This window comes from Streptomyces sp. NPDC018026 (assembly GCF_044327745.1).
Lineage (GTDB): Bacteria > Actinomycetota > Actinomycetes > Streptomycetales > Streptomycetaceae > Streptomyces > Streptomyces rubrogriseus.
Window position 1 is genome coordinate 350,148 of record NZ_JBIRFY010000005.1, and the last position, 16,672, is coordinate 366,819.

Sequence of the window (16,672 nt, forward strand, 5' to 3'; positions counted from 1 at the left end):
ACCATTTTCGGGCGACTTCGCGGAAGGCTCGAAGGAGTCCGCCTGTCACTCAGAGTGGCGCCATCACAGAAGTTGCGCCAGAGCCCGTTCTCGTGGACAAGGCCACGTTCGTTCGTCGACAGGCGTCGCGGGTCATGCAGCGGACTCGCCGGTCGTCGGCGTCGCTGTGCGGGCCGTTGCCTCGCTACGGCGGCTCGCAGGGGTGGGGATGGCGATGTTGCGCATGAGGAGGAGCGCCGCGAGGGCGAGCAGTCCGGCAACGGCACCGCTCCAGGCGATGGTGGATCCGATCGCGGCCGTGGGTGTGGCGTGCTGGTTCATCAGGGACTGGCCACATGCCAGGCCGAAGGCGCCGCCGATCTGCTTGGTGAGGGCGGAGCCTGCGGTGGCGGTGCCCATGTCGGCGTGCGGGACGCAGTTCTGGGTGGCGATGGTGATGCCTCCCATGGCCGGCCCGGTGCCCAGTCCGGCGATGAGCAGCCATACGCACGTCCATGCCGGGGGTGTCGTGGTGTCCAGAGTGAAGAAGGCGGAGGTGCCGAGGGTGAGCAGCCCGGCGCCGGTCAGGAGTGTGGGCTTTGCGTGTCCGCTGCGCAGGACGGCGGTGGCGGTAAGCCGGTTGCCCAGCGTCATGCCGATGAGCAGGGGGAGGAGCAGGAGGCCGGAGACGGTGGCTGAGTGGCCGCGGTCGTATTGGAAGTACAGCGGCAGGAAGACTCCGACCGGCAGCGCGGCGACCTGAAGGAAGAAGCCCGCGGCCAGCAGGGCGCTGTAGGTGCGGTGTTGGAACAGCCGCATGGGCAGCACGGGAACGGCCGCGCGCCGCTCGACGGGAACGAGCAGGGCGAGCAGAGCCAGGCCGCTGAGCAGGCACCCCGCGACGGCGGGGTCGGTCCAGGACGGGGCATGCCCGGCGACGGTGTTGCCTTTGAGGCTGAGGCCGGTCAGAGCCAGGCAGAGACCTGCGGCGAGCAACGCGATCCCTGCCACGTCGAGGCGGCCGGATGGTGCTGCGGCGGGCCGGTGGTCGGGCAGGAACCGGGCAAGGACGATCGAGGCGGCGAGGCCGATGGGGAGGTTGAGCCAGAACGCCCAGCGCCAGCCGGCGTGGTCGGCCAGCAGGCCGCCGATGATCGGACCGCCCACCATGCCGAGCACCATCATCGCGGCCAGGACCGTCTGCATCCGGATGAGTCCCTGCGTCCGGGAGGGCGGATAGAGGTCGCGGATCAGGGCCATGCCGAGGGTGAGCAGGGCTCCGGCACCCAGACCCTGCACGGCGCGGGAGGCGATCAGCACCGTCATGGACCCGGCAAGCCCGCAGGCGAGCGAGGCGACCAGGAACACGGTGAGTCCGCCGAGCAGTAACCGGCGGCGGCCGTACAGGTCGGAGAAGCGGCCGTAGACCGGGACGCCGACCGAGGAGGTGAGCAGGTACGCGGTGACGAGCCAGACGTACCAGGAACCGTCACCGCCGATCTCCTCGACGATGCGCGGCAGGGCAGTGCCGACCACGGTTCCATCCAGCATGGCCAGGAAGGCGCAGCCCAGTAGGGCAAAGGTGACCGCCGTCCGGTGCCGGGGCACGAGCGTGTCGTACGCATCAATGGTGGTCACCGGGTCTTCCCCGGGGTGGTGAGCGCGCCGTTGAGGAAGAGGTCCACCAGTTCTTCGGTGGTCAGCGGGTCCGGGGCACCGGGACGGCCGGCGGACATGAGCATGAGCTGGAAGGCGTCCGCGAGCCGTTCCGGGGCCAGTCGCAGGGAGTCCTGGTCGGGTCCGAACAGCGCGGCCAGGGCTGCGCGGGGTGCGGCGAGGCCGGCTTCGCGATCCGGGGAGCGGCCGTCCTTGGCGGGATCGGCCGGTGCAGGGCGGTCCAGTCGCCCGGCCGACGCGAGGGCACCGACAACGGCGCCCATGCGCATCATGTAGCCGCGCATCACCTCGGCCGCCTCGGTGAGCCGCGCCGCCAACGGCTGGTCCAGTGCGATCGATTCCAGGTGGGCGAGGGTGTCGTCGGGGCGTACCGCCTCGGCCATGCAGGCCGCGAGCAGCGCGTCCTTATCGGCGAAGGCCCGGAAGATCGTGCCCTCTCCAATGCCTGCGGCGCGCGCGATCTTCGCCGTGGACACGGAGGCGCCGTACTCGATGACGAGGGGAAGGGCCGCAGCGACGATCATCGCGCGGCGCTGGTCGGGTTCCATGGGCGCCGCACGGCGCCGGGAGGGAGCGGGAGAGGTCTCTGCCATACGAAAACTGTACGGAGTGAGTACTCACTCCGTCAATGTTGGAGCTGATCGGCGGACTGTGGGTCATACGTGGGGCGCCGTCGTCCTCGCGGAGACCGCCGGCCCCGGGTCGCGCAGCGCGGGCGGGCAGGGTCCGCACCTCCTCGACTGCGGCGTCGGGATATCGGGTCGTCCACAGCCGGCTGTATCCGGCGCGAGACCGAGGGGCGCCGACTTGGTCCTCCTGGCCCGTCCTGTACGCCTGCATGATCTGCCCGCGTTCGCGTGACACATGTCCCGGGCGAGCTTGCGACGGGACTCCTGCACAGTGAGCTGCCGGTTCATCTGCCGCCGATAGGTGTCGTCGACGGGATCGACCACATGCAGCAGGTGCAGGGTCTCGGCGATCCACCCGTACTCCGCGAAGGCGGCTACGTGCCTCCAGCGAGTCCGACATCCACGAGTGGAAACGAGTCAACTCGGCCAACCAGCCGAAGCTGGCGGCCGCCTATAACTACCGACCGGGCACCGCCACCGCCACCGCCACCGTCGGGCCAGCAGGCTAGACGCTCTCCAGAGCCTTGATCACGTGCTCCAGTTCCGGCGGCATGACCGCGATCAGGACCTCCCCGTCGGACGATTCGCATTCGACGATCCGGGATCCCGGGTTGACCGCCGCCGCCTCCCGCAGTGAGGGCGAGCGCACCCCGACCCGGCACAGATCGGCCGGCAGAACGGCTCCCTGCTTACCCAACTTGCCCAAGGAAGGCTTCCAGACGAGGGGACCAGCACACTTGACCATGATCGACGATCAGGAGCCCGACGTCTACGTCTCACCGTTTACCGTGCACGAGCACGTTAGGCGGGGTGGTCGACGCACCAGCGCACCGCGAGTGCCGTCACGTTCGCCTGTCGTCGTAGCCGGTCGGGTACCGCTGGCCGTGCCCCAGTGCCCAGGGGGTGGTCGCGCGCCGGTGGGCAGGTTGTCGATGGTTCCTTGTCCGTCCCTGCCGAGCAGGTCAAGCGGGTTCTGGTGGGGCGAGGGCGTCGCGGAGTCTTGACACCGTGGTGGCGAGGGCGATCAGGGCGGGTGGTGCGTCGGGATCGAGGGCGTCGGGGCGGGGGGCGCGTGCGAGGAGGCGTGTGTCGACCGGTGGCCCGCCGGCGCACCACGTGCATACGGCTGTGGCCAGGTCTTCCGCGGTCTGGACTGTCGTGGTGGTGGCCGGGTGGTCCGGAGCCTCGTCGGAAACCCGCCGGGCGGAGCGGTACAGGCCGGGCAGGTGTCTCCAGGCCGCGACGGCCCGGCGGGCCGCCGCGGTTAACCGGTCGCCGTCGACGCTGGGTGGGGCGGGGGTAAGGGCGGCCGCGGCGAGATCGTCGGCGAGGGACCGGCGGCCCGGCCGGGTGGACAGCCGGATGGTGACGGTCATGGTGGCGGTGGCGGTGGCGGGGACCGCGGTGTGCGCGACGCCGTCCGGGCCGGGGGGTGCGGGCATGGTGAGGTGCAGGGTGATGCGAGCGGTTTCGACGCTGTAGAGGGGCCATCCGCAGAGGTCGGCGAGGGCGATGTGCCGGGTGCTGCGGGCCGGGCCGGTGGCAGCCGCCGTCTGCGCGACGGGTTGTGGGCGGCCTTCGTCGTCGCAGGTGAGAAGGGTCCGGGCCGCACTTGCCAGTCCGGTGCCCACCGCGCCGACTTGCCCGTCCAGCACCGTGCGGCAGGCCTGGGCGAGCAGCGCGGCCAGGGGCGTGGCCTGCCGCGGGCACTCCCCTCCTTCCGCGCGCGGCGCGGACGCCCGCCCAGGGCCGCCGCCATCCATGCAGCTCACGAACGGCTCTCCACGTAGGCGAGCTCGGTGACCGGGTGGGTTCTGGTGTCGATGAGGTGTCCCCAGATCTGAAGGGCCGCCCTGTTCCAGGCACGAGCGGCGGGGTTCCACCTGTCCGGATCGTAAGAGGGCACGGAATAGTTGCCATACCGGATTAGATTGTTGAAAGTTTCGAGCTTTTCGATGACCCCCTTCATGCTGCTGTCTGGGATCCGTTTCCCGAGCTGCAAAGCCTCCTTGCCCTTATCCCATGCTTGATAGGCTTGCGTGCAGGCCATTTGCATACGATCGCAAGGATCCTTCTTGTTCATACGCCGGCGAAGCATCTCCTCGCGGAGTGGCTCCGCCTGTCTATCAAGCTCCCCCAGCAATCGCGTGCACTCTTCGATCTCTTTGATGCTCATTCGGCTGCTGGCGCGGAAGTCGACCGGTACCTTACGGGGCCCCAGCGCGTCCCATACCCTCTCAGCGGCTGCGGCCAGCTCGTCCTGTGTGTCCCGGGATTCGGGGCTTTGGGCCGACGGGTTCCACATCTCCCGGGTCGCTTCAGCGGTTTTGTTGTAGCGATCCAGAGTTGCTGTGACGGCTTCCGGCTGCTTGTACTGGTGGGCGATGCAGCCTTGCGCGACGGCCCCTTCGAGCTGCTCCAGTTTCCCCAGCAGATCTGTCAGGCTCGGCACCGCGGCAGCGAGTGCGGCTCGGGCGGCCTTGAAGCGGTCGCGCAGCTGTTCCACGGTGGGCGGGCCGAATTCGGCGACCTGTGCGCGCGCCGGGAGGGCGTCCCACACGTCTCTGGCGGCCGCGATGAATGCCCGCCGTAGCTGCGTGATGGTCTCCGGCTCGGTGTGCCGGTCGATCCAGGTCAGTTTCCGGCACTGGGTGTTCCACCTCTGGTGGAGCGGGGGAATCTTCTCCGGCAGCCCGTCGCGGAAGGCGCTCACTGCGTCCGTGACGGTCTCCTTCAACTCCCACAGAAGCTGCAGCCACTCCCGTACCCCCACGCCCTTCCCTTTGGAGCCGTCCTGGGCGACGGTGTCGATCAACGCGGTGGCGGCCTTGCGGAACGCCTCTGCCAGGTCCAGGACCTGGTACCAGACGCTGTCACGGTCGCTGACCGCCGCTTCCAGCAACTGGGACAGCCGGCTGCTGGCCATCAGGTCGCGCTGCTTGAGGGTGGACTCGATGGTCAGGACGGCGTTCTTGTCCCCCTGGTGGACAATGCGCCCCTTCAGCTTGGGCGTGGTCGCCGCCGCTGCACTGCTCGCGGCGGGGCCGTCGGCCGGCCCGGTTCTGATGTCCTGGCTGGTCAGGTGCAGGCTCATGTTGATCTTGGCGCTGTCGATGCTGATGACCGGCGGGTTGACCAGAGACAGCAGCGGCACGGTGGCGTGCACAGTACGCACCTGCGGCCCGGCTTCCGTCGCCTCGGTGCGCTGATAGGCGAAGCAAAACGGCTTCGCGTTGCCGTACTTATCGAATCCGAGATCCTTGACCAGTTCGATCGCTTCGCGCGCGGCCAGGCCCTGCCCGTGGACCACAGCCTCGTACGCCGCGCCGAGCAGCGCGCTGACCGGGACGTCGTCGTCGCTCATCGCTGGTCCCCCGCGGCTCCTGCGGGGACGATGTGATAGCGGCCGTTGACCTCGAGCCGCTCCACCGGCTGGTTGCTCACGGTGAACCTGACCTCGTGCACGTGCTTGGCATCGGCGAGAGCCTGCTGGTCGACAGCGATGCGGACGTCTTCTGCGACCTGGCCGGAAGCGGGCGCAGACGGAGCGACCTGATCGGCCACGAAGGAGACGGTGAAGGAAACGTCGTCAATGGCCATCTGCGGCTGGATTCCCACACAGTCGCTGTCCGGCTCCTGGGCCGCGCGTACCGCCTGGTCGGCATCGGCCACGGCCTGCTGCAAACTCTGCAGAAGCCCACGCATCGTCAACTCACTCATTGAATGTCCTAGGTTGGAAAATTTTCGGCTCGCACCCCTCATTGAGGCGGTGGCGGTGACCATCGCCTCCCCCGGAAACCTGAGTCATCCGAACGGGGGAATGTGAGGAGCGGGCCGGGCATGACAGATGAACGGCTCTGGCGCGGCTCCGGGCGCCGGATACTGACTGCGGTCGGGGGCGGGGCGGCACTGGGGTCCGAGCCGGATGCAGTGCCGCCCCCGGACGTCCGGAGACGAACGGATGGGATTCGACGTTGGATTCCGTCAGGTGGTCTTTTCCTGGACGGCGGTGGTGACGGCGTTGTCGGTCAGCATCGTCAGGATCTTCTCCATGCCGCCCGGCATCGGCCCCTGCTGAGCCTCCACATGGACCGACATCGAGGCACTCCGGCTGACCGTGTCGGAACTCGAACTGCTCGAGCTGTAGCTGGCCTTGACTGAAGCCTGGATGCCCCAGAAGCCGCCACTCGCCGACGCTTCGCCTCCGACGTCCTGTTTCCTCTCCTGCTTCGAGACCGAGTCGATCTTCACATTGAAGTCGAGGGTCACTTTGGAGAGCTGCAGATAGGGAACCGGCACCACCGCGAGAAGAGGCACCGACACATTCGTCACCACCTTCTTTCCGGCGGCGCTATCCGTTTCCGTGGGCTCCGAGGTGTAGGTGAAATCCACCATCCTGGCGTGCTTCTTTTCGTCGAAGCCCACGCTGTTGATGAACCGCGCGGTCTCGTTCGCGGCCATCGCACTGGACCGGATGACCCCCTGGAGCGGTCCGCCGATGATCTGCTCGAACGGCAGCGACAATTCCGCCCCCAGGTCGACCGCGGAGGTCGGGGGGCTCGGGTCACCCGGCACGAGCGGGACGCCCGGGACGGACGGTCCGGAACCCGCGCCGCCGGACCCGCCCGCCGCTGGCTTCCTGGCTGGCGCCTTCGCCGCCGCCGGCGTCCTCTTCCTCGTCGAACTTGTCTTCTTCGCCTCCGCCATCAGCCACTCCCTCAATCAGGTACTGGATCTTGAAGTGATCCTCTGCCGTCCCCGTTGCGCCCGCCTCCCGACACGCTAGAGAGCACTGAAAGTCGTACGGGCGCGCATCGGTGGCGGGGGTGGGAGGGGGAGTCCGCGCCTGCGAACAGGAGCCGTTGGGCGTGCCGAGACAGCGGATTTCCGATTGCATGGTTTGTTGGGCAAATACGCTCGTATAGCGGATTCAGACTGCGTTGCCACTTGTTCAGCGAGTCCTGGAATCACAACAGAGCCGGTGCACACTACGTATGAACGAGCCGTGGTCCTTCGGCAACGGAAACACTGGCCTGCGACTTCATAAGGACGGAAACGTCGTCCTCTACAAGGAAGCTACGCCAGTGTGTGCGGCTCACGGCGCCCTCCACAACGGTGGGCGACCACGCCAGGTGCCCGGAAGACGGCAACTTCGTCCTCATCCGCGTGGACGGGCCCGTGCTCTGGGCGTCGAACACGGATGCCTGCTGCTATGGCCTCGCCCAATTTGAGTTTTAACCTTCGCGCGCGTGCGGAGGAGGGTTTCGTAGCCCCTGGCAGCCCGCCCGCAATGGAGACCGAAGCGTTCTGGCGCGCGCTCGACGCCGTAAAAGACAGTGACAAGCCGCTCGATGTAGCAGTCGTCGACCATCTGTCGGTCCGGCCAGCAAAGAGATCCTCGCCTTCGAACACAGCTTCTGCCGTCTGCGCGATGGGGTCTACCGCTGGGACGTGTGGGCGGCCGCCTACCTCATCGGTGGTGGCTGCCCCGATGACCGGTTCAGCGACTTCACGGCTGGCCTGGTGGCGCTCGGACGTGATTGGTATGAACAGACCGCTACCTGCCCTGACGCACTGGCCGAGGAGGATGGCGAGGACATGGGTGAGTAGTTCGACTTCGGAGACGCACAGCAGATGTGCCGGCGTCTGCCGCGGCTGGCTGCGCTCCCTCTCGGTCCTGGAGCCGGCTGACTCACACGAGTGGCTGGCAGGTTTCGAAACGCCCGCGGCGGGGACAGCCCATAGCCTGAGTTTTAGCCTCGGCTCATCCCTTCATGTTCGTTGTGGGCACCAAGCTCCTGATGAGCGGCGGCATTGACCTGGAGGCAACGCGTCAGGGCTCGAAAAGATGCGATGCCGTGCGAGCGGTGTGTGTACGGTGCCGGAGTGATCGACACTGATGGCGCTTGGTTGGGAACGGAGGCCGCGCGGCGGTTGGCGGAGGCGGACTGCTGTGAGATAGCTCCAGGGCTCACTGAGGAAGAGTTCAGCCGGATCAAGGCGACCTACGGGTTCGAGTTCTCCCCGGAGCATCGGGCCTTCCTGGAGGCAGGACTGCCGGTCGCCTCACCTCCCGAGGAAGGCGCAACGTGGCAGCAGCCCTGGCCCGACTGGCGGCACGCCGATGCGGACGACCTGCGCCATCGGCTGGAGTGGCCGGTACGAGAAGTGCTGGGCGATGTCGCCGCTGGCAGCTGGCATCCGGCCCTGGGGGTGCGTCCCACCGCCACTGAGGAGGCCGTCGAGGTGGCTCGAGCGGTACTTGCCCGAGCGCCACGACTCGTTCCCGTCTACGCGCACCGCTTCATACCCGCGGGTCCCGACACTCCGGGACATCCGGTCCTGTCAGTGTGGGGAACTGACATCATCTGCTACGGCCACGACCTGGCCGACTACATCGACCGCGAGTTCGGCGAGGTCGACGAGGACGCGCCATGGGCTCCACAGGCGTCCGTGCCGTTCTGGAAGGACTTCCTCGGCTGAGATTGCTCCCCAGCTGATGCCGGGCGTAAATGATCTCTGTCGTGCATGGTGTGATCACGGCCTCAGAGCCATCCTGGATAGCTCCGTTCACCGGCGTGGGACCGCGCCAGTTCAACCAGGTGGTGCGTGCGCTGCGGCGCGAAGGCGTCGACACCGCTCGGCGAGGCCGGCCGTGGCGGCTTCCGCTGGAAGACCGGTTGCTCCTGGTGGCCGCATACTGGCGTTCCAACCTGACGCTGCGCCAGCTCGCCCCGCTATTCGGCGTCTCGAAGTCCGCAGCCAACCGCATCGTCAGCCACCTCGGGCCTCTTCTCGCCGCTCAGGCCCCATAAGCGGTTCCACAAGGACGTCGTGCTCATCGTGGACCACACCCTGGCCCCCCACCCGCGACCACACGGTGGCCGAGCAGTCCAAAACATCTCATGTCGTCGGAGGTCAAGTGCCTCGTCTGTCGGAGTGACCCGACAACACCGCGGCGCGTCATGAGGCGGACACCAGAGAGGGTTGAATGTGCAGGTCGCGAGCGTGGAGATTCGGGTGAATCATCCGGTTCTGGCGTTGGGGTCGACCGACTGGCTGCCGGTGCTGGAGCTGAGAGGCGAGGCTGCGGTCGGGTGTGACACTCATGTGGCAATCCGGGTTCAGGCTCAGGTTCGGCTCATCAAGGTCCGGCTCTTCACCGATCCGCTCGACGAGGCGCCAGGGCCGGACCCTTCCTTCACGACCGTCTTCAAGGGGCCGATCTCGTTGGCTGACGGACGGCTGGTCGTCGGTGATGTCATGGGTGTGACGCGCTTCGTGAGCCTCATCGGTGAAGGGGGCAGGCGGCAAATCCATGTCGCTGTTGACGAGCCTGGCTGGAAAGCCGCCGCAGTCGACATCTTCGTGGGCCCGCGGCTTTAGGCAGCGAGTGCGACGGGTGCGGTGAAGGCGCGTTCGACGTCATAGGGCATGCGGTTTCGCAGGCAGTGGTAGAGGCAGCCGAGCAGTTTGTTGAACAGGTTCCTGAGAGCTGCGGTATAGCGTTCTCCACCAGCTCTGCGTCGGTCGTAGTGGGCTCGCGGAGCCTGCGTCCAGAGGGCTGTAAAGGCCCACATGTGCCCGGCTGAGGCCAGTCGCTGGTTGTTGACGGTCCGGGCCACGACCACGTGGCTTCGAGCGGAGGCTCGCGTCACGGGTGCCGCTCCGGCATATGCTTTCATGGCTCTGGCGTCCGCGAAGCGTTCGCGGTCGCCCCCGATTTCGGCGAGGACGCGTGCCCCGGGCAGTACAGACAGCCCCGGGAAGCGTGTGATGATGTCTGCATCAGGGTGTGAGGAATGCCTCTCCCGTCGCCGCCGCGAGCTGAGTGACGCTGAGGCGGGCGGAGTCGACCTGCCGGGCGAGCGCCACTGTCTGATGTCCCAGAGCCCTTTCGGCCTGCGGCAGTTGCCCCAGGTAGTCGGCTCGGAAGATTGCCCGAAGCCGCTCGACCTCGCATCACCGAGATGCCCACCTACACAGCCCCGCCCCTGGAGCACGGAGCCTTCCGCGAACTTGTGGAGAGCGACTACACGCTCTACGCCCAGGACTTCCTCGACGACGACCAGCGCGACAGCGCCGTGGACGACACGTTCAACCGCCTGTGGCTGTCCTGGAACGAGGCCCTCGCCGACCACGACACCCGCCGCCACGCCTGGAACGTCCTGCGCGAAACCGTAATGGCCCGCCCCCCCACCACGACGGTCGGCCCGAACTAGGCCCTGTCTCCTCGACCGTCTACGGGCTGGGCGTTTGCGGGTGGTCCATGGTGGTGCCGTCAGGATTTCGCCCGAAGGCGGCCTTTAGAACGTCAGGGAGGTCCTTCTCGGAGACTGTGGTGCGCACGGCCGTCAGAATCTGGGGAAAGTCGTCATCGTCGATAACTCCCATGTGTTCCTTGCGGAGTTGGTAGACGATCTCGACGAGCTCCGGTCTCAGCCGCATCCAGGCACGGGAGGTACGGATCTCTTCATCGACATGGTGCATGAACCAACGTATGACCTTGTACGGGACGTCAGCGTGCCCCGCGTGCGGGGTGAAGCAGACGGTGGGTTCCCGTGCCGGATCCTCGTCAGGGACGATTGCGGTGACGAGAGTCTCTTGCTTGGCCACGAGATCCAGTTCCAGGTACCAGGCGTCATCGGGCACGGAGTACATCATGGTGATCGTGTAGTTGCCGTCGGGGTGTCGCAAGACCATTGCCGCATGCTGTCACGCTGGACTGAGCAGGTGCCTCTCCAATCAGGTGGCCCGACGCCTCCATGTCCGGGTCCAGATGAGAAGGGCGGCGACGTGGAGCGCCGCCTGGCAGGCGATGGCGAATCTGTCCATTCGCATCGCCAGCCCTCGCCACTGCTTGAACCGGCTGATGCATCACTCGACCGCGTTGCGCTGCTTGTACGCCTCGGTGTCGAAGGCGGGCGGCCGGCCACCCGAACGACCCCGGCGCCTACGGTGACCGGCCTGGTCGGACGGCTGGGGAATGACAGCGCGGATCCCGCGTTGGCGGAGATGCTTCCGGATCGAGCGTGACGAATACACGCGATCTGCGACGGTGATCGGCCCACCGTCGACCGCGAACGGGGGGTCGACCGGCATCAACGGTTTGATCCGACCCCACATCGCATCAGTGATCAGCAATTGGACAGACACATCCGATCAACCGACCGACAAGCGAATCAAGGAGACGCGCTCTAGCCCACGCGTCGGCCGCAGCGGCAGCAACGGCTGGACCCTACGACGGTCACGAACGGTGCGTCCCGCCGCTGCGGGCAGCCGCGCTGCTGACGCGGACTCGCAGGTCACCCGCGCCCAGGGTGCCCGTGAGCTGGCCCGGGACGGACGAGTTCCTTGCCGTGGGCCAGGATGAGGAAGGCCCCGTCGGGCAGCAGACCTCTGTCGGCTCGGCCGCCCCGGCATGTCGAGTTGGTGCCGCACGTCCGAGGGCGTCCTCGTCCGGCATCAGTGTCGGGTCAACCGGTGCAAGGAATCGAGGACGGGCGGCGCGAGCGTGTCCGGGTGATCGGGGTCGTGCATCAGATGGTCCACTGCCGGCAGTGTCACTCGGCCCGGTCCGCCGGCATGCGCGTGACGCAGGGCGGTCGTCAGGGCGTTCGTTGTGGCACAAGGGACCTGGGCGTCGTTCGTGCCGCAGGTCAGGAGTACGTTGGTTCCGGGCCGGAGCGCGGCCGCGATGTCCGGTGGGTAGACGGCGTCGTCACTGTCCACGAACCGGGCGTTGGGGCCTTGGAAGGCCTCGAAGAGCCGGCCGATCGCCGGGGGCAGGTCGGTGGTCTCGAGCGGTAGGTTTTCGCGCAGTGAGGTGACGGCGGCGTCGATGGCCGTGTGTACGGTGCGTTGCTGCTCAGGGGTGAACTGGCCTTGCCGGGTCGCTTCGGATACCTGGGCTTTGAGCTGGAGCGCGACCAGGTCCAGCATGCGGATGGCCTGGGGTTGCAGCAGCGCCAGGCCGACGGGACGCGGGCGGACGGTGCCGCCGAGCACGAGTCCCGTCATCGCGCCCTCGCTGTGTCCGACGACCAGCAGTTCGTGCGGGTCGGTCTCCGGTTGATCGCGCAGCGACTCGTAGGCGGCTTGTGCCTGGCGGACGAATGCTGGGTAGTCGAGTTCTTCCGGGTGGTCCCGATAGGCGCCGAGTCCCGTGCGGCCGGTGCCGTACTTGTCGAACCGCAGAGTGGCGATTGCCTCCCCGTCGAGCGCGTCGGCCAACTGTGTCAGGGTGTTTGGTGAGGACACGGGCGGCTGGTTGCCGTCCCGGTCGGTGGGTCCGCTGCCGGGCAGCAGCAGTGCTGCCCGCAGCCGTTGCCCGGGGCGGTGTTCGGGAACGTGCAGGGTGCCGTACGCGGTCGTTCCGTCGACCGTGAAGGCGACCTCGCGGTCGGCGGCAGGTACGAGCCCGGGTGTTGCCGCGGCCGGGGCGGCCGTCACGGCGGCCAGTGCCGTCACAGCTGCTGCCAAGTGGCGAAACATCGGACTACCTCTCTTCATGCAAGGGCCCTTTCGACCAGGGCGACAGCCGCGCGGGGGTCCTCGACCTGGAGCACCAGGCGTGCGTACTGTTCGTCAGCGAGTTCGACCACGACCGCCTTGGATGGGTCCCTGACATCCCAGAAGATCTTCTCGCCGTCCTGGTAGAACGTGCCGGCGGTGATGACGCCGGGGAGGTGGGAGCCCGGCGCGCGGATTCCCTTGGGGTCGGCGGAGATGCCGGGGGCGGCGGTCGCGCCACGGACGTTGGCCAGCGGGGTGGTCAGGCTGCCTTTGAATGACCAGAGCTTGTCGAGGCCCTCGATCACGACCACGAGGTCGTCGCCGTCGATACGTATCAGTGCCATTTCGGGTTCCGCTTCGGGGGAATCGGGTCGAGGTGTTGGGTCAGTGCGGTGACGGCGTTCTCGGGGTTGCCGCGCAGGAGAATGCCCAGCGCGGCGGCGGTGAGGGCGGAGGCCAGGTCGGCGGGAACGCCGAGCGCGTCGGCGATCGCCTGATCGACTGCCGCCAATGCGGCTGTCACCTCGGAGGCGACTTCCTCGTCGACCGGTGCGCGTTCGATCGTCGCGAGTAGAAGTAGACGGAGGTCGGCCGTGGTGACGAGTCGCAGCGCGGCCGCGGCATCCGATGCGGTGCCGAGGGCGTTGAGCAAAGGGCGGACATCGTCGGCGAGGTGGCGGCGCAGAGCGATCAGATAGAGGCCGCGCTTACTGCCGAACGTCTTGTACAAGCTGTTGCGGTGTACGCCGAGGTGGCTGACGAGGTCGTCGACGGACACACCGTCATAGGCGCGTCCGCCGAACAGATCCACGGCGGCGCGCACCGCTTCGTCCTCGTCGAATGCTCTTGGCCTGCCCATGGCCACTACGTTAGACAGTTTAGGAATGATCAGTCAAGAACAATCGTTCCTTAATCTCCCGTCCCCTTCGAGGCACGGTCTTCACCAGTTGTGGGCCAGCCACAAGGCAGCTGTGCGGCGTTGGACTGACTCAGGCGGGCTCTCGTTTCGAGCAGGTCTGTCGTACGGCGTTGTCAGTGGTGCGAGGTAGCTTCGGGATCGTTCGGGATCACAGGGCGGGAGGGGTGAATTCGTGGGTGTCAGGCATGCGTTGAGCGTTGTCCTGGTCGACGTCAACAAGGAGGTGGTGACGGCCTGGCGATCCGCTTTCGCGGACACGCCGGAGGTCGAGATCAGGCGGGGTTCCCTTCTGGATGTGGGGGCCGACGCCTGGGTCTCGCCCACGAACGAGCGTGGCCGGATGGACGGTGGGGTCGACGCCGCCGTCAAGCGGTACCTCGGTGCGGGTATCCAGGTGCGGGTGCAACGGGCGATTCGCGACCGGTTCGGCGGACGGCTGCCGGTGGGGAGCGCGGTGTGTGTCCCGTCAGGGGCGGATGTGCCCCGGTACCTCATCTCGACACCCACCATGCGCCAGTCGTCACAGGACGTCAGCGACACGATGAACGTGGCGCTGGCCTGCGCTGCTGCCTTCCAGGCGGTGCATCTGCAGAACCGGGCGAAGCCGGACAGTATCCGGTCGGTGGCTCTCGTCGGGATGGGCGCGCAGACCGGGCAGGTGCCCGCGGAGGTGTGCGCCAACCTGATGTGGACGGGCTACACCCTCTTCCACGACCACGGTTTCGCGGACTACGACGAGTTGAGGGCCGCTGTACTGAGGCAACTCGACGACATCGAGGGAGCGGGGTCCGCACGGCGGGTCCGGATCAATGTGCCTCAGCGGCCTTCCTTTCGCCACTGACCCGAAGGCCTCGCAAGCCTCTGCCGCGCAGGGCGCGAACACCGGTGACGACGTTGCCGCATCTGTTCAGCATGCCGGGGCGCCCGTGGGGGCATCCGGTTCGACTATCGGGAGTCCCACCCTCGTGAGTGATGTCGACGTGACGGCCGCCCAGGATGCCGGTTCCCCGGCCGGAGATCCGCTGGAACTGGCCGACTTGTTCACCGGTGGCGGCGAGCCGTGGCTGCCGTTGCTCAAACCGGTGATCGAGGCGCAGCCGGGAGCCGCCGAGTTCATCGGCCCGAAGCGCAGCCCGGAGGTCGTTCCGGTGCGCGAGCTGACGTTCCAGGCGTTGAAGCCGCATCCGCCGGAGAAGTGGAAGGTGGTCGTCTTCGGACAGAACCCCTATCCGCGGACGGAGAGCGCGACCGGTATCGCGATGTTCGACAACACCTTCAACGACTGGAAGGACAGCCAGTTCGGCAGGGTCGTCAGCATCCGCTGCCTCATCAAGGCGGCCGCGATGTGGAAGTACGGCATCGTCAAGAAGACCCCGATCGCCGACGTCCGAGCCCTGTTGAAGAAGGAGGACACGGTTCAGCCGCCCGAGTGGTTTCAGGCGATGCTCACCCAAGGTGTGCTGCTGCTGAACGCGTCGCTCACGGCGAGTGCGGACGGGGCGATGGCCACCGACCGGCACACGTCGTTCTGGCGGCCCGTGGCCGAGCAGATCGTCGAGGAGATCCTCAGGGCGAAGCAGGATGCGGTGGAGGAGGACGACCGGGGGGTGGTGTTCGCCTGGTGGGGCGCGCACGCCCGCAGTCTGAAGAGGGTCGTCCAGCGGCTGGAGGAGAAGTACCCCGGGGTGCAGGTGCGTCACCTGGACCACGCCAATCCGGCCGCCCAGGGGGATCTGTTCTGCGAGGGCGACCACTTCGCCCAGGTGAACGACGCCCTGGCGGTGGTGGGGGCCGAGCCGGTCGACTGGCTGCCGCAGAAGGGCTGGGACCAGGGGACGGAAGGGGCCGGCGAGCCCAAGGACGGTGGTGTCGCGAAGCGGATGGGCGCGTTCATCGCGTCCACGATGGAGTTGCACCAGCTGTATCTGGAGCGGCTCACCAGCGTCAAGGACGAGGGCCTCGTTCTGCCGCCCGTCACCGGGGTGTTCGACACGCCTCTGGTGGATTTCCAGAAGGCCGTCGAGCCGGTCTCGCGGGTGCTCGCACACCTGGATCGGCATATCGCTCTGTCGAGCCGTTTCGGGGAGACGAAGGCCGCTGAGGCGTCGTCCGCGGGCGCGCTGTCCGGAGAGGCCGTGGGCGCCATGTCGGCCGACGCGATCTCGGCCCTCTACCTGTACACGTGCGAGTCGGGCTTCTACCGCGAGATCAACGCCGTGCTGCGCTCGTCGGACCGCGAGCGCGTGGTGCCGTACCTGCCGTACCTACGGTTGCTGTTCTCGGCGATGGAGGCGTTGCCGGCGCAGACGCGGCCGTTGTGGCGTGGTGTGGCGTTGGATCTGCGGTCCCAGTACCCGCTGGGGCGGACGGTGACGTGGTGGGGCGTGTCGTCGTGCACGTCCGAGCCGGGTGTGGCCCGCGCGTTCCTCGGCGGGCGTGGTCGGCGGACGCTGTTCGAGGTCACGCCCGCGCGGGCGGTGGGGATCCGGCAGTTCTCCGCGTTCACGGGGGAGGAGGAGTACATCCTCGCGCCGGGAACGCAGTTGAAGGTGACGGAGGTGAAGGCCGAGCGTGGGGGTCTGTGCACCGTGCGGCTGACCGAGCTGGAGGGGGCCGGCTTGGTGTCATGACGTGCCTGGGCCGGGCACGCAAGGCAACGCGGCTCGGACTCTGGCGGAGCCTCCCACTCGATGGCCGTCAACGAGATGGTGATCGCGATGCTGCGCCCTCCCGCCATGCACTGCTGGTGGGGGAGCGCGGCCGTGGCCCGCGACAAGTTCGTCTCCCGCGGCGGCCGGAGGAGCGCTTTCCCTGGGCGCTCGCGACCCGTCTCCGACCCGCGCATCCCGCCTGGCGCACCCTATCCTGGGCACCCACCCGGTACTGGCGCGACGTCGGCTGCGCGGCCGGACCACTCCTCGCAGGAATGCACGCCGGCGTCCCCGACCTCACG

General features: G+C 67.6%; 18 protein-coding genes and 3 pseudogenes. 7 read left to right on the forward strand and 14 right to left on the reverse strand.

What is annotated here, in order from left to right; all coding sequences use genetic code 11:
- Positions 1 to 132: 132 nt before the first annotated feature.
- The 8 genes and pseudogenes from ACH4D3_RS18785 to ACH4D3_RS18820 all read right to left on the reverse strand — a co-directional run bounded on the left by ACH4D3_RS18785 (position 133) and on the right by ACH4D3_RS18820 (position 6,992).
- Positions 133 to 1,617, reverse strand: a complete 1,485-nt coding sequence (locus tag ACH4D3_RS18785) for an MFS transporter (protein WP_398323354.1) — start codon at positions 1,615 to 1,617, stop codon at positions 133 to 135.
- On the reverse strand, positions 1,614 to 2,249 hold the full coding sequence (locus ACH4D3_RS18790) for a TetR/AcrR family transcriptional regulator (protein ID WP_398323356.1): 636 nt from the start codon (positions 2,247 to 2,249) through the stop codon (positions 1,614 to 1,616). The genes ACH4D3_RS18785 and ACH4D3_RS18790 overlap by 4 nt, the downstream gene beginning before the upstream one ends.
- Positions 2,250 to 2,382: 133 nt before the next feature.
- Positions 2,383 to 2,660: pseudogene (locus ACH4D3_RS18795) on the reverse strand (Tn3 family transposase); the annotation flags it as partial.
- A 130-nt stretch (positions 2,661 to 2,790) separates the two neighbouring features.
- Entirely contained in the window at positions 2,791 to 2,982 is a 192-nt protein-coding gene (locus ACH4D3_RS18800; protein ID WP_398323358.1) for a hypothetical protein, read from the reverse strand.
- Positions 2,983 to 3,247: 265 nt separating this feature from the next.
- On the reverse strand, positions 3,248 to 4,057 hold the full coding sequence (locus ACH4D3_RS18805) for a hypothetical protein (protein ID WP_398323360.1): 810 nt from the start codon (positions 4,055 to 4,057) through the stop codon (positions 3,248 to 3,250).
- Positions 4,054 to 5,649, reverse strand: a complete 1,596-nt coding sequence (locus tag ACH4D3_RS18810; RefSeq protein WP_398323362.1) for a DUF2589 domain-containing protein — start codon at positions 5,647 to 5,649, stop codon at positions 4,054 to 4,056. Before ACH4D3_RS18810 ends, ACH4D3_RS18805 begins: the two co-directional genes overlap by 4 nt.
- Positions 5,646 to 6,005, reverse strand: coding sequence for a hypothetical protein (locus ACH4D3_RS18815; RefSeq protein WP_398323364.1), 360 nt, complete (start codon positions 6,003 to 6,005; stop codon positions 5,646 to 5,648). Before ACH4D3_RS18815 ends, ACH4D3_RS18810 begins: the two co-directional genes overlap by 4 nt.
- A 264-nt stretch (positions 6,006 to 6,269) precedes the next feature.
- Positions 6,270 to 6,992 (reverse strand): DUF2589 domain-containing protein, encoded by a 723-nt coding sequence (locus tag ACH4D3_RS18820; RefSeq protein ID WP_398323366.1) that lies wholly within the window; start codon positions 6,990 to 6,992, stop codon positions 6,270 to 6,272.
- Between the two features lie 717 nt (positions 6,993 to 7,709).
- Between ACH4D3_RS18820 and ACH4D3_RS18825 the strand changes: the two genes are divergently transcribed.
- The 4 genes and pseudogenes from ACH4D3_RS18825 to ACH4D3_RS18840 all read left to right on the forward strand — a co-directional run bounded on the left by ACH4D3_RS18825 (position 7,710) and on the right by ACH4D3_RS18840 (position 9,671).
- Positions 7,710 to 7,895 carry a DUF4240 domain-containing protein gene (locus ACH4D3_RS18825; RefSeq protein ID WP_398323619.1) on the forward strand — a complete coding sequence of 62 codons (186 nt, stop codon included), beginning with the start codon at positions 7,710 to 7,712 and terminating at the stop codon, positions 7,893 to 7,895.
- Positions 7,896 to 8,171: 276 nt separating this feature from the next.
- Positions 8,172 to 8,768 (forward strand): hypothetical protein, encoded by a 597-nt coding sequence (locus tag ACH4D3_RS18830; RefSeq protein WP_398323368.1) that lies wholly within the window; start codon positions 8,172 to 8,174, stop codon positions 8,766 to 8,768.
- 41 nt (positions 8,769 to 8,809) lie between these two features.
- Positions 8,810 to 9,183 (forward strand): annotated as a pseudogene (locus ACH4D3_RS18835) (transposase family protein); the annotation flags it as partial.
- 95 nt (positions 9,184 to 9,278) lie between these two features.
- On the forward strand, positions 9,279 to 9,671 hold the full coding sequence (locus ACH4D3_RS18840; RefSeq protein ID WP_398323370.1) for a hypothetical protein: 393 nt from the start codon (positions 9,279 to 9,281) through the stop codon (positions 9,669 to 9,671).
- Here the strand turns inward: ACH4D3_RS18840 and ACH4D3_RS18845 are convergent.
- Positions 9,668 to 10,288 (reverse strand): transposase, encoded by a 621-nt coding sequence (locus ACH4D3_RS18845; protein WP_398323372.1) that lies wholly within the window; start codon positions 10,286 to 10,288, stop codon positions 9,668 to 9,670. The genes ACH4D3_RS18840 and ACH4D3_RS18845 overlap by 4 nt on opposite strands.
- Here ACH4D3_RS18845 and ACH4D3_RS18850 point away from each other — a divergent pair.
- Positions 10,256 to 10,507, forward strand: coding sequence for a hypothetical protein (locus ACH4D3_RS18850; RefSeq protein WP_398323374.1), 252 nt, complete (start codon positions 10,256 to 10,258; stop codon positions 10,505 to 10,507). The two genes, ACH4D3_RS18845 and ACH4D3_RS18850, sit on opposite strands and share 33 nt — an antisense overlap.
- Before the next feature lie 19 nt (positions 10,508 to 10,526).
- Here the strand turns inward: ACH4D3_RS18850 and ACH4D3_RS18855 are convergent, their stop codons facing one another.
- From ACH4D3_RS18855 to ACH4D3_RS18875, 5 genes and pseudogenes are all read right to left on the reverse strand, one after another.
- Entirely contained in the window at positions 10,527 to 10,988 is a 462-nt protein-coding gene (locus ACH4D3_RS18855) for a hypothetical protein (protein ID WP_398323376.1), read from the reverse strand.
- Between the two features lie 42 nt (positions 10,989 to 11,030).
- A pseudogene (locus ACH4D3_RS18860) lies at positions 11,031 to 11,348 on the reverse strand (transposase); the annotation flags it as partial.
- A gap of 402 nt (positions 11,349 to 11,750) precedes the next feature.
- A complete protein-coding gene (locus ACH4D3_RS18865) occupies positions 11,751 to 12,779 on the reverse strand; it encodes an alpha/beta hydrolase (protein WP_398323378.1) in 1,029 nt (342 codons plus the stop codon).
- A gap of 14 nt (positions 12,780 to 12,793) precedes the next feature.
- Positions 12,794 to 13,144, reverse strand: a complete 351-nt coding sequence (locus tag ACH4D3_RS18870; protein ID WP_398323380.1) for a hypothetical protein — start codon at positions 13,142 to 13,144, stop codon at positions 12,794 to 12,796.
- Entirely contained in the window at positions 13,135 to 13,659 is a 525-nt protein-coding gene (locus tag ACH4D3_RS18875) for a TetR/AcrR family transcriptional regulator (RefSeq protein WP_398323381.1), read from the reverse strand. The genes ACH4D3_RS18870 and ACH4D3_RS18875 overlap by 10 nt, the downstream gene beginning before the upstream one ends.
- 232 nt (positions 13,660 to 13,891) lie before the next feature.
- Here ACH4D3_RS18875 and ACH4D3_RS18880 point away from each other — a divergent pair, with 232 nt between their 5' ends.
- Together ACH4D3_RS18880 and ACH4D3_RS18885 are read left to right on the forward strand one after the other, a co-directional pair.
- Complete coding sequence (locus ACH4D3_RS18880; RefSeq protein ID WP_398323382.1) at positions 13,892 to 14,560, forward strand: macro domain-containing protein; 669 nt, start codon at positions 13,892 to 13,894, stop codon at positions 14,558 to 14,560.
- Positions 14,529 to 16,349 (forward strand): ADP-ribosyltransferase domain-containing protein, encoded by a 1,821-nt coding sequence (locus ACH4D3_RS18885; protein ID WP_398323383.1) that lies wholly within the window; start codon positions 14,529 to 14,531, stop codon positions 16,347 to 16,349. The genes ACH4D3_RS18880 and ACH4D3_RS18885 overlap by 32 nt, the downstream gene beginning before the upstream one ends.
- The last annotated feature ends 323 nt before the right edge of the window (positions 16,350 to 16,672 follow it).

Bases quoted from the DNA above. Each gene is read 5' to 3' on its own strand.
- ACH4D3_RS18790 (WP_398323356.1), bottom strand. From the start codon at position 2,249: ATGGCAGAGACCTCTCCCGCTCCCTCCCGGCGCCGTGCGGCGCCCATG.
- ACH4D3_RS18810 (WP_398323362.1), bottom strand. From the start codon at position 5,649: ATGAGCGACGACGACGTCCCGGTCAGCGCGCTGCTCGGCGCGGCGTAC.
- ACH4D3_RS18815 (WP_398323364.1), bottom strand. From the start codon at position 6,005: ATGAGTGAGTTGACGATGCGTGGGCTTCTGCAGAGTTTGCAGCAGGCC.
- ACH4D3_RS18820 (WP_398323366.1), bottom strand. From the start codon at position 6,992: ATGGCGGAGGCGAAGAAGACAAGTTCGACGAGGAAGAGGACGCCGGCG.
- ACH4D3_RS18850 (WP_398323374.1), top strand. From the start codon at position 10,256: ATGCCCACCTACACAGCCCCGCCCCTGGAGCACGGAGCCTTCCGCGAA.
- ACH4D3_RS18855 (WP_398323376.1), bottom strand. From the start codon at position 10,988: ATGGTCTTGCGACACCCCGACGGCAACTACACGATCACCATGATGTAC.
- ACH4D3_RS18865 (WP_398323378.1), bottom strand. From the start codon at position 12,779: ATGTTTCGCCACTTGGCAGCAGCTGTGACGGCACTGGCCGCCGTGACG.
- ACH4D3_RS18870 (WP_398323380.1), bottom strand. From the start codon at position 13,144: ATGGCACTGATACGTATCGACGGCGACGACCTCGTGGTCGTGATCGAG.
- ACH4D3_RS18875 (WP_398323381.1), bottom strand. From the start codon at position 13,659: ATGGGCAGGCCAAGAGCATTCGACGAGGACGAAGCGGTGCGCGCCGCC.
- ACH4D3_RS18885 (WP_398323383.1), top strand. From the start codon at position 14,529: ATGTGCCTCAGCGGCCTTCCTTTCGCCACTGACCCGAAGGCCTCGCAA.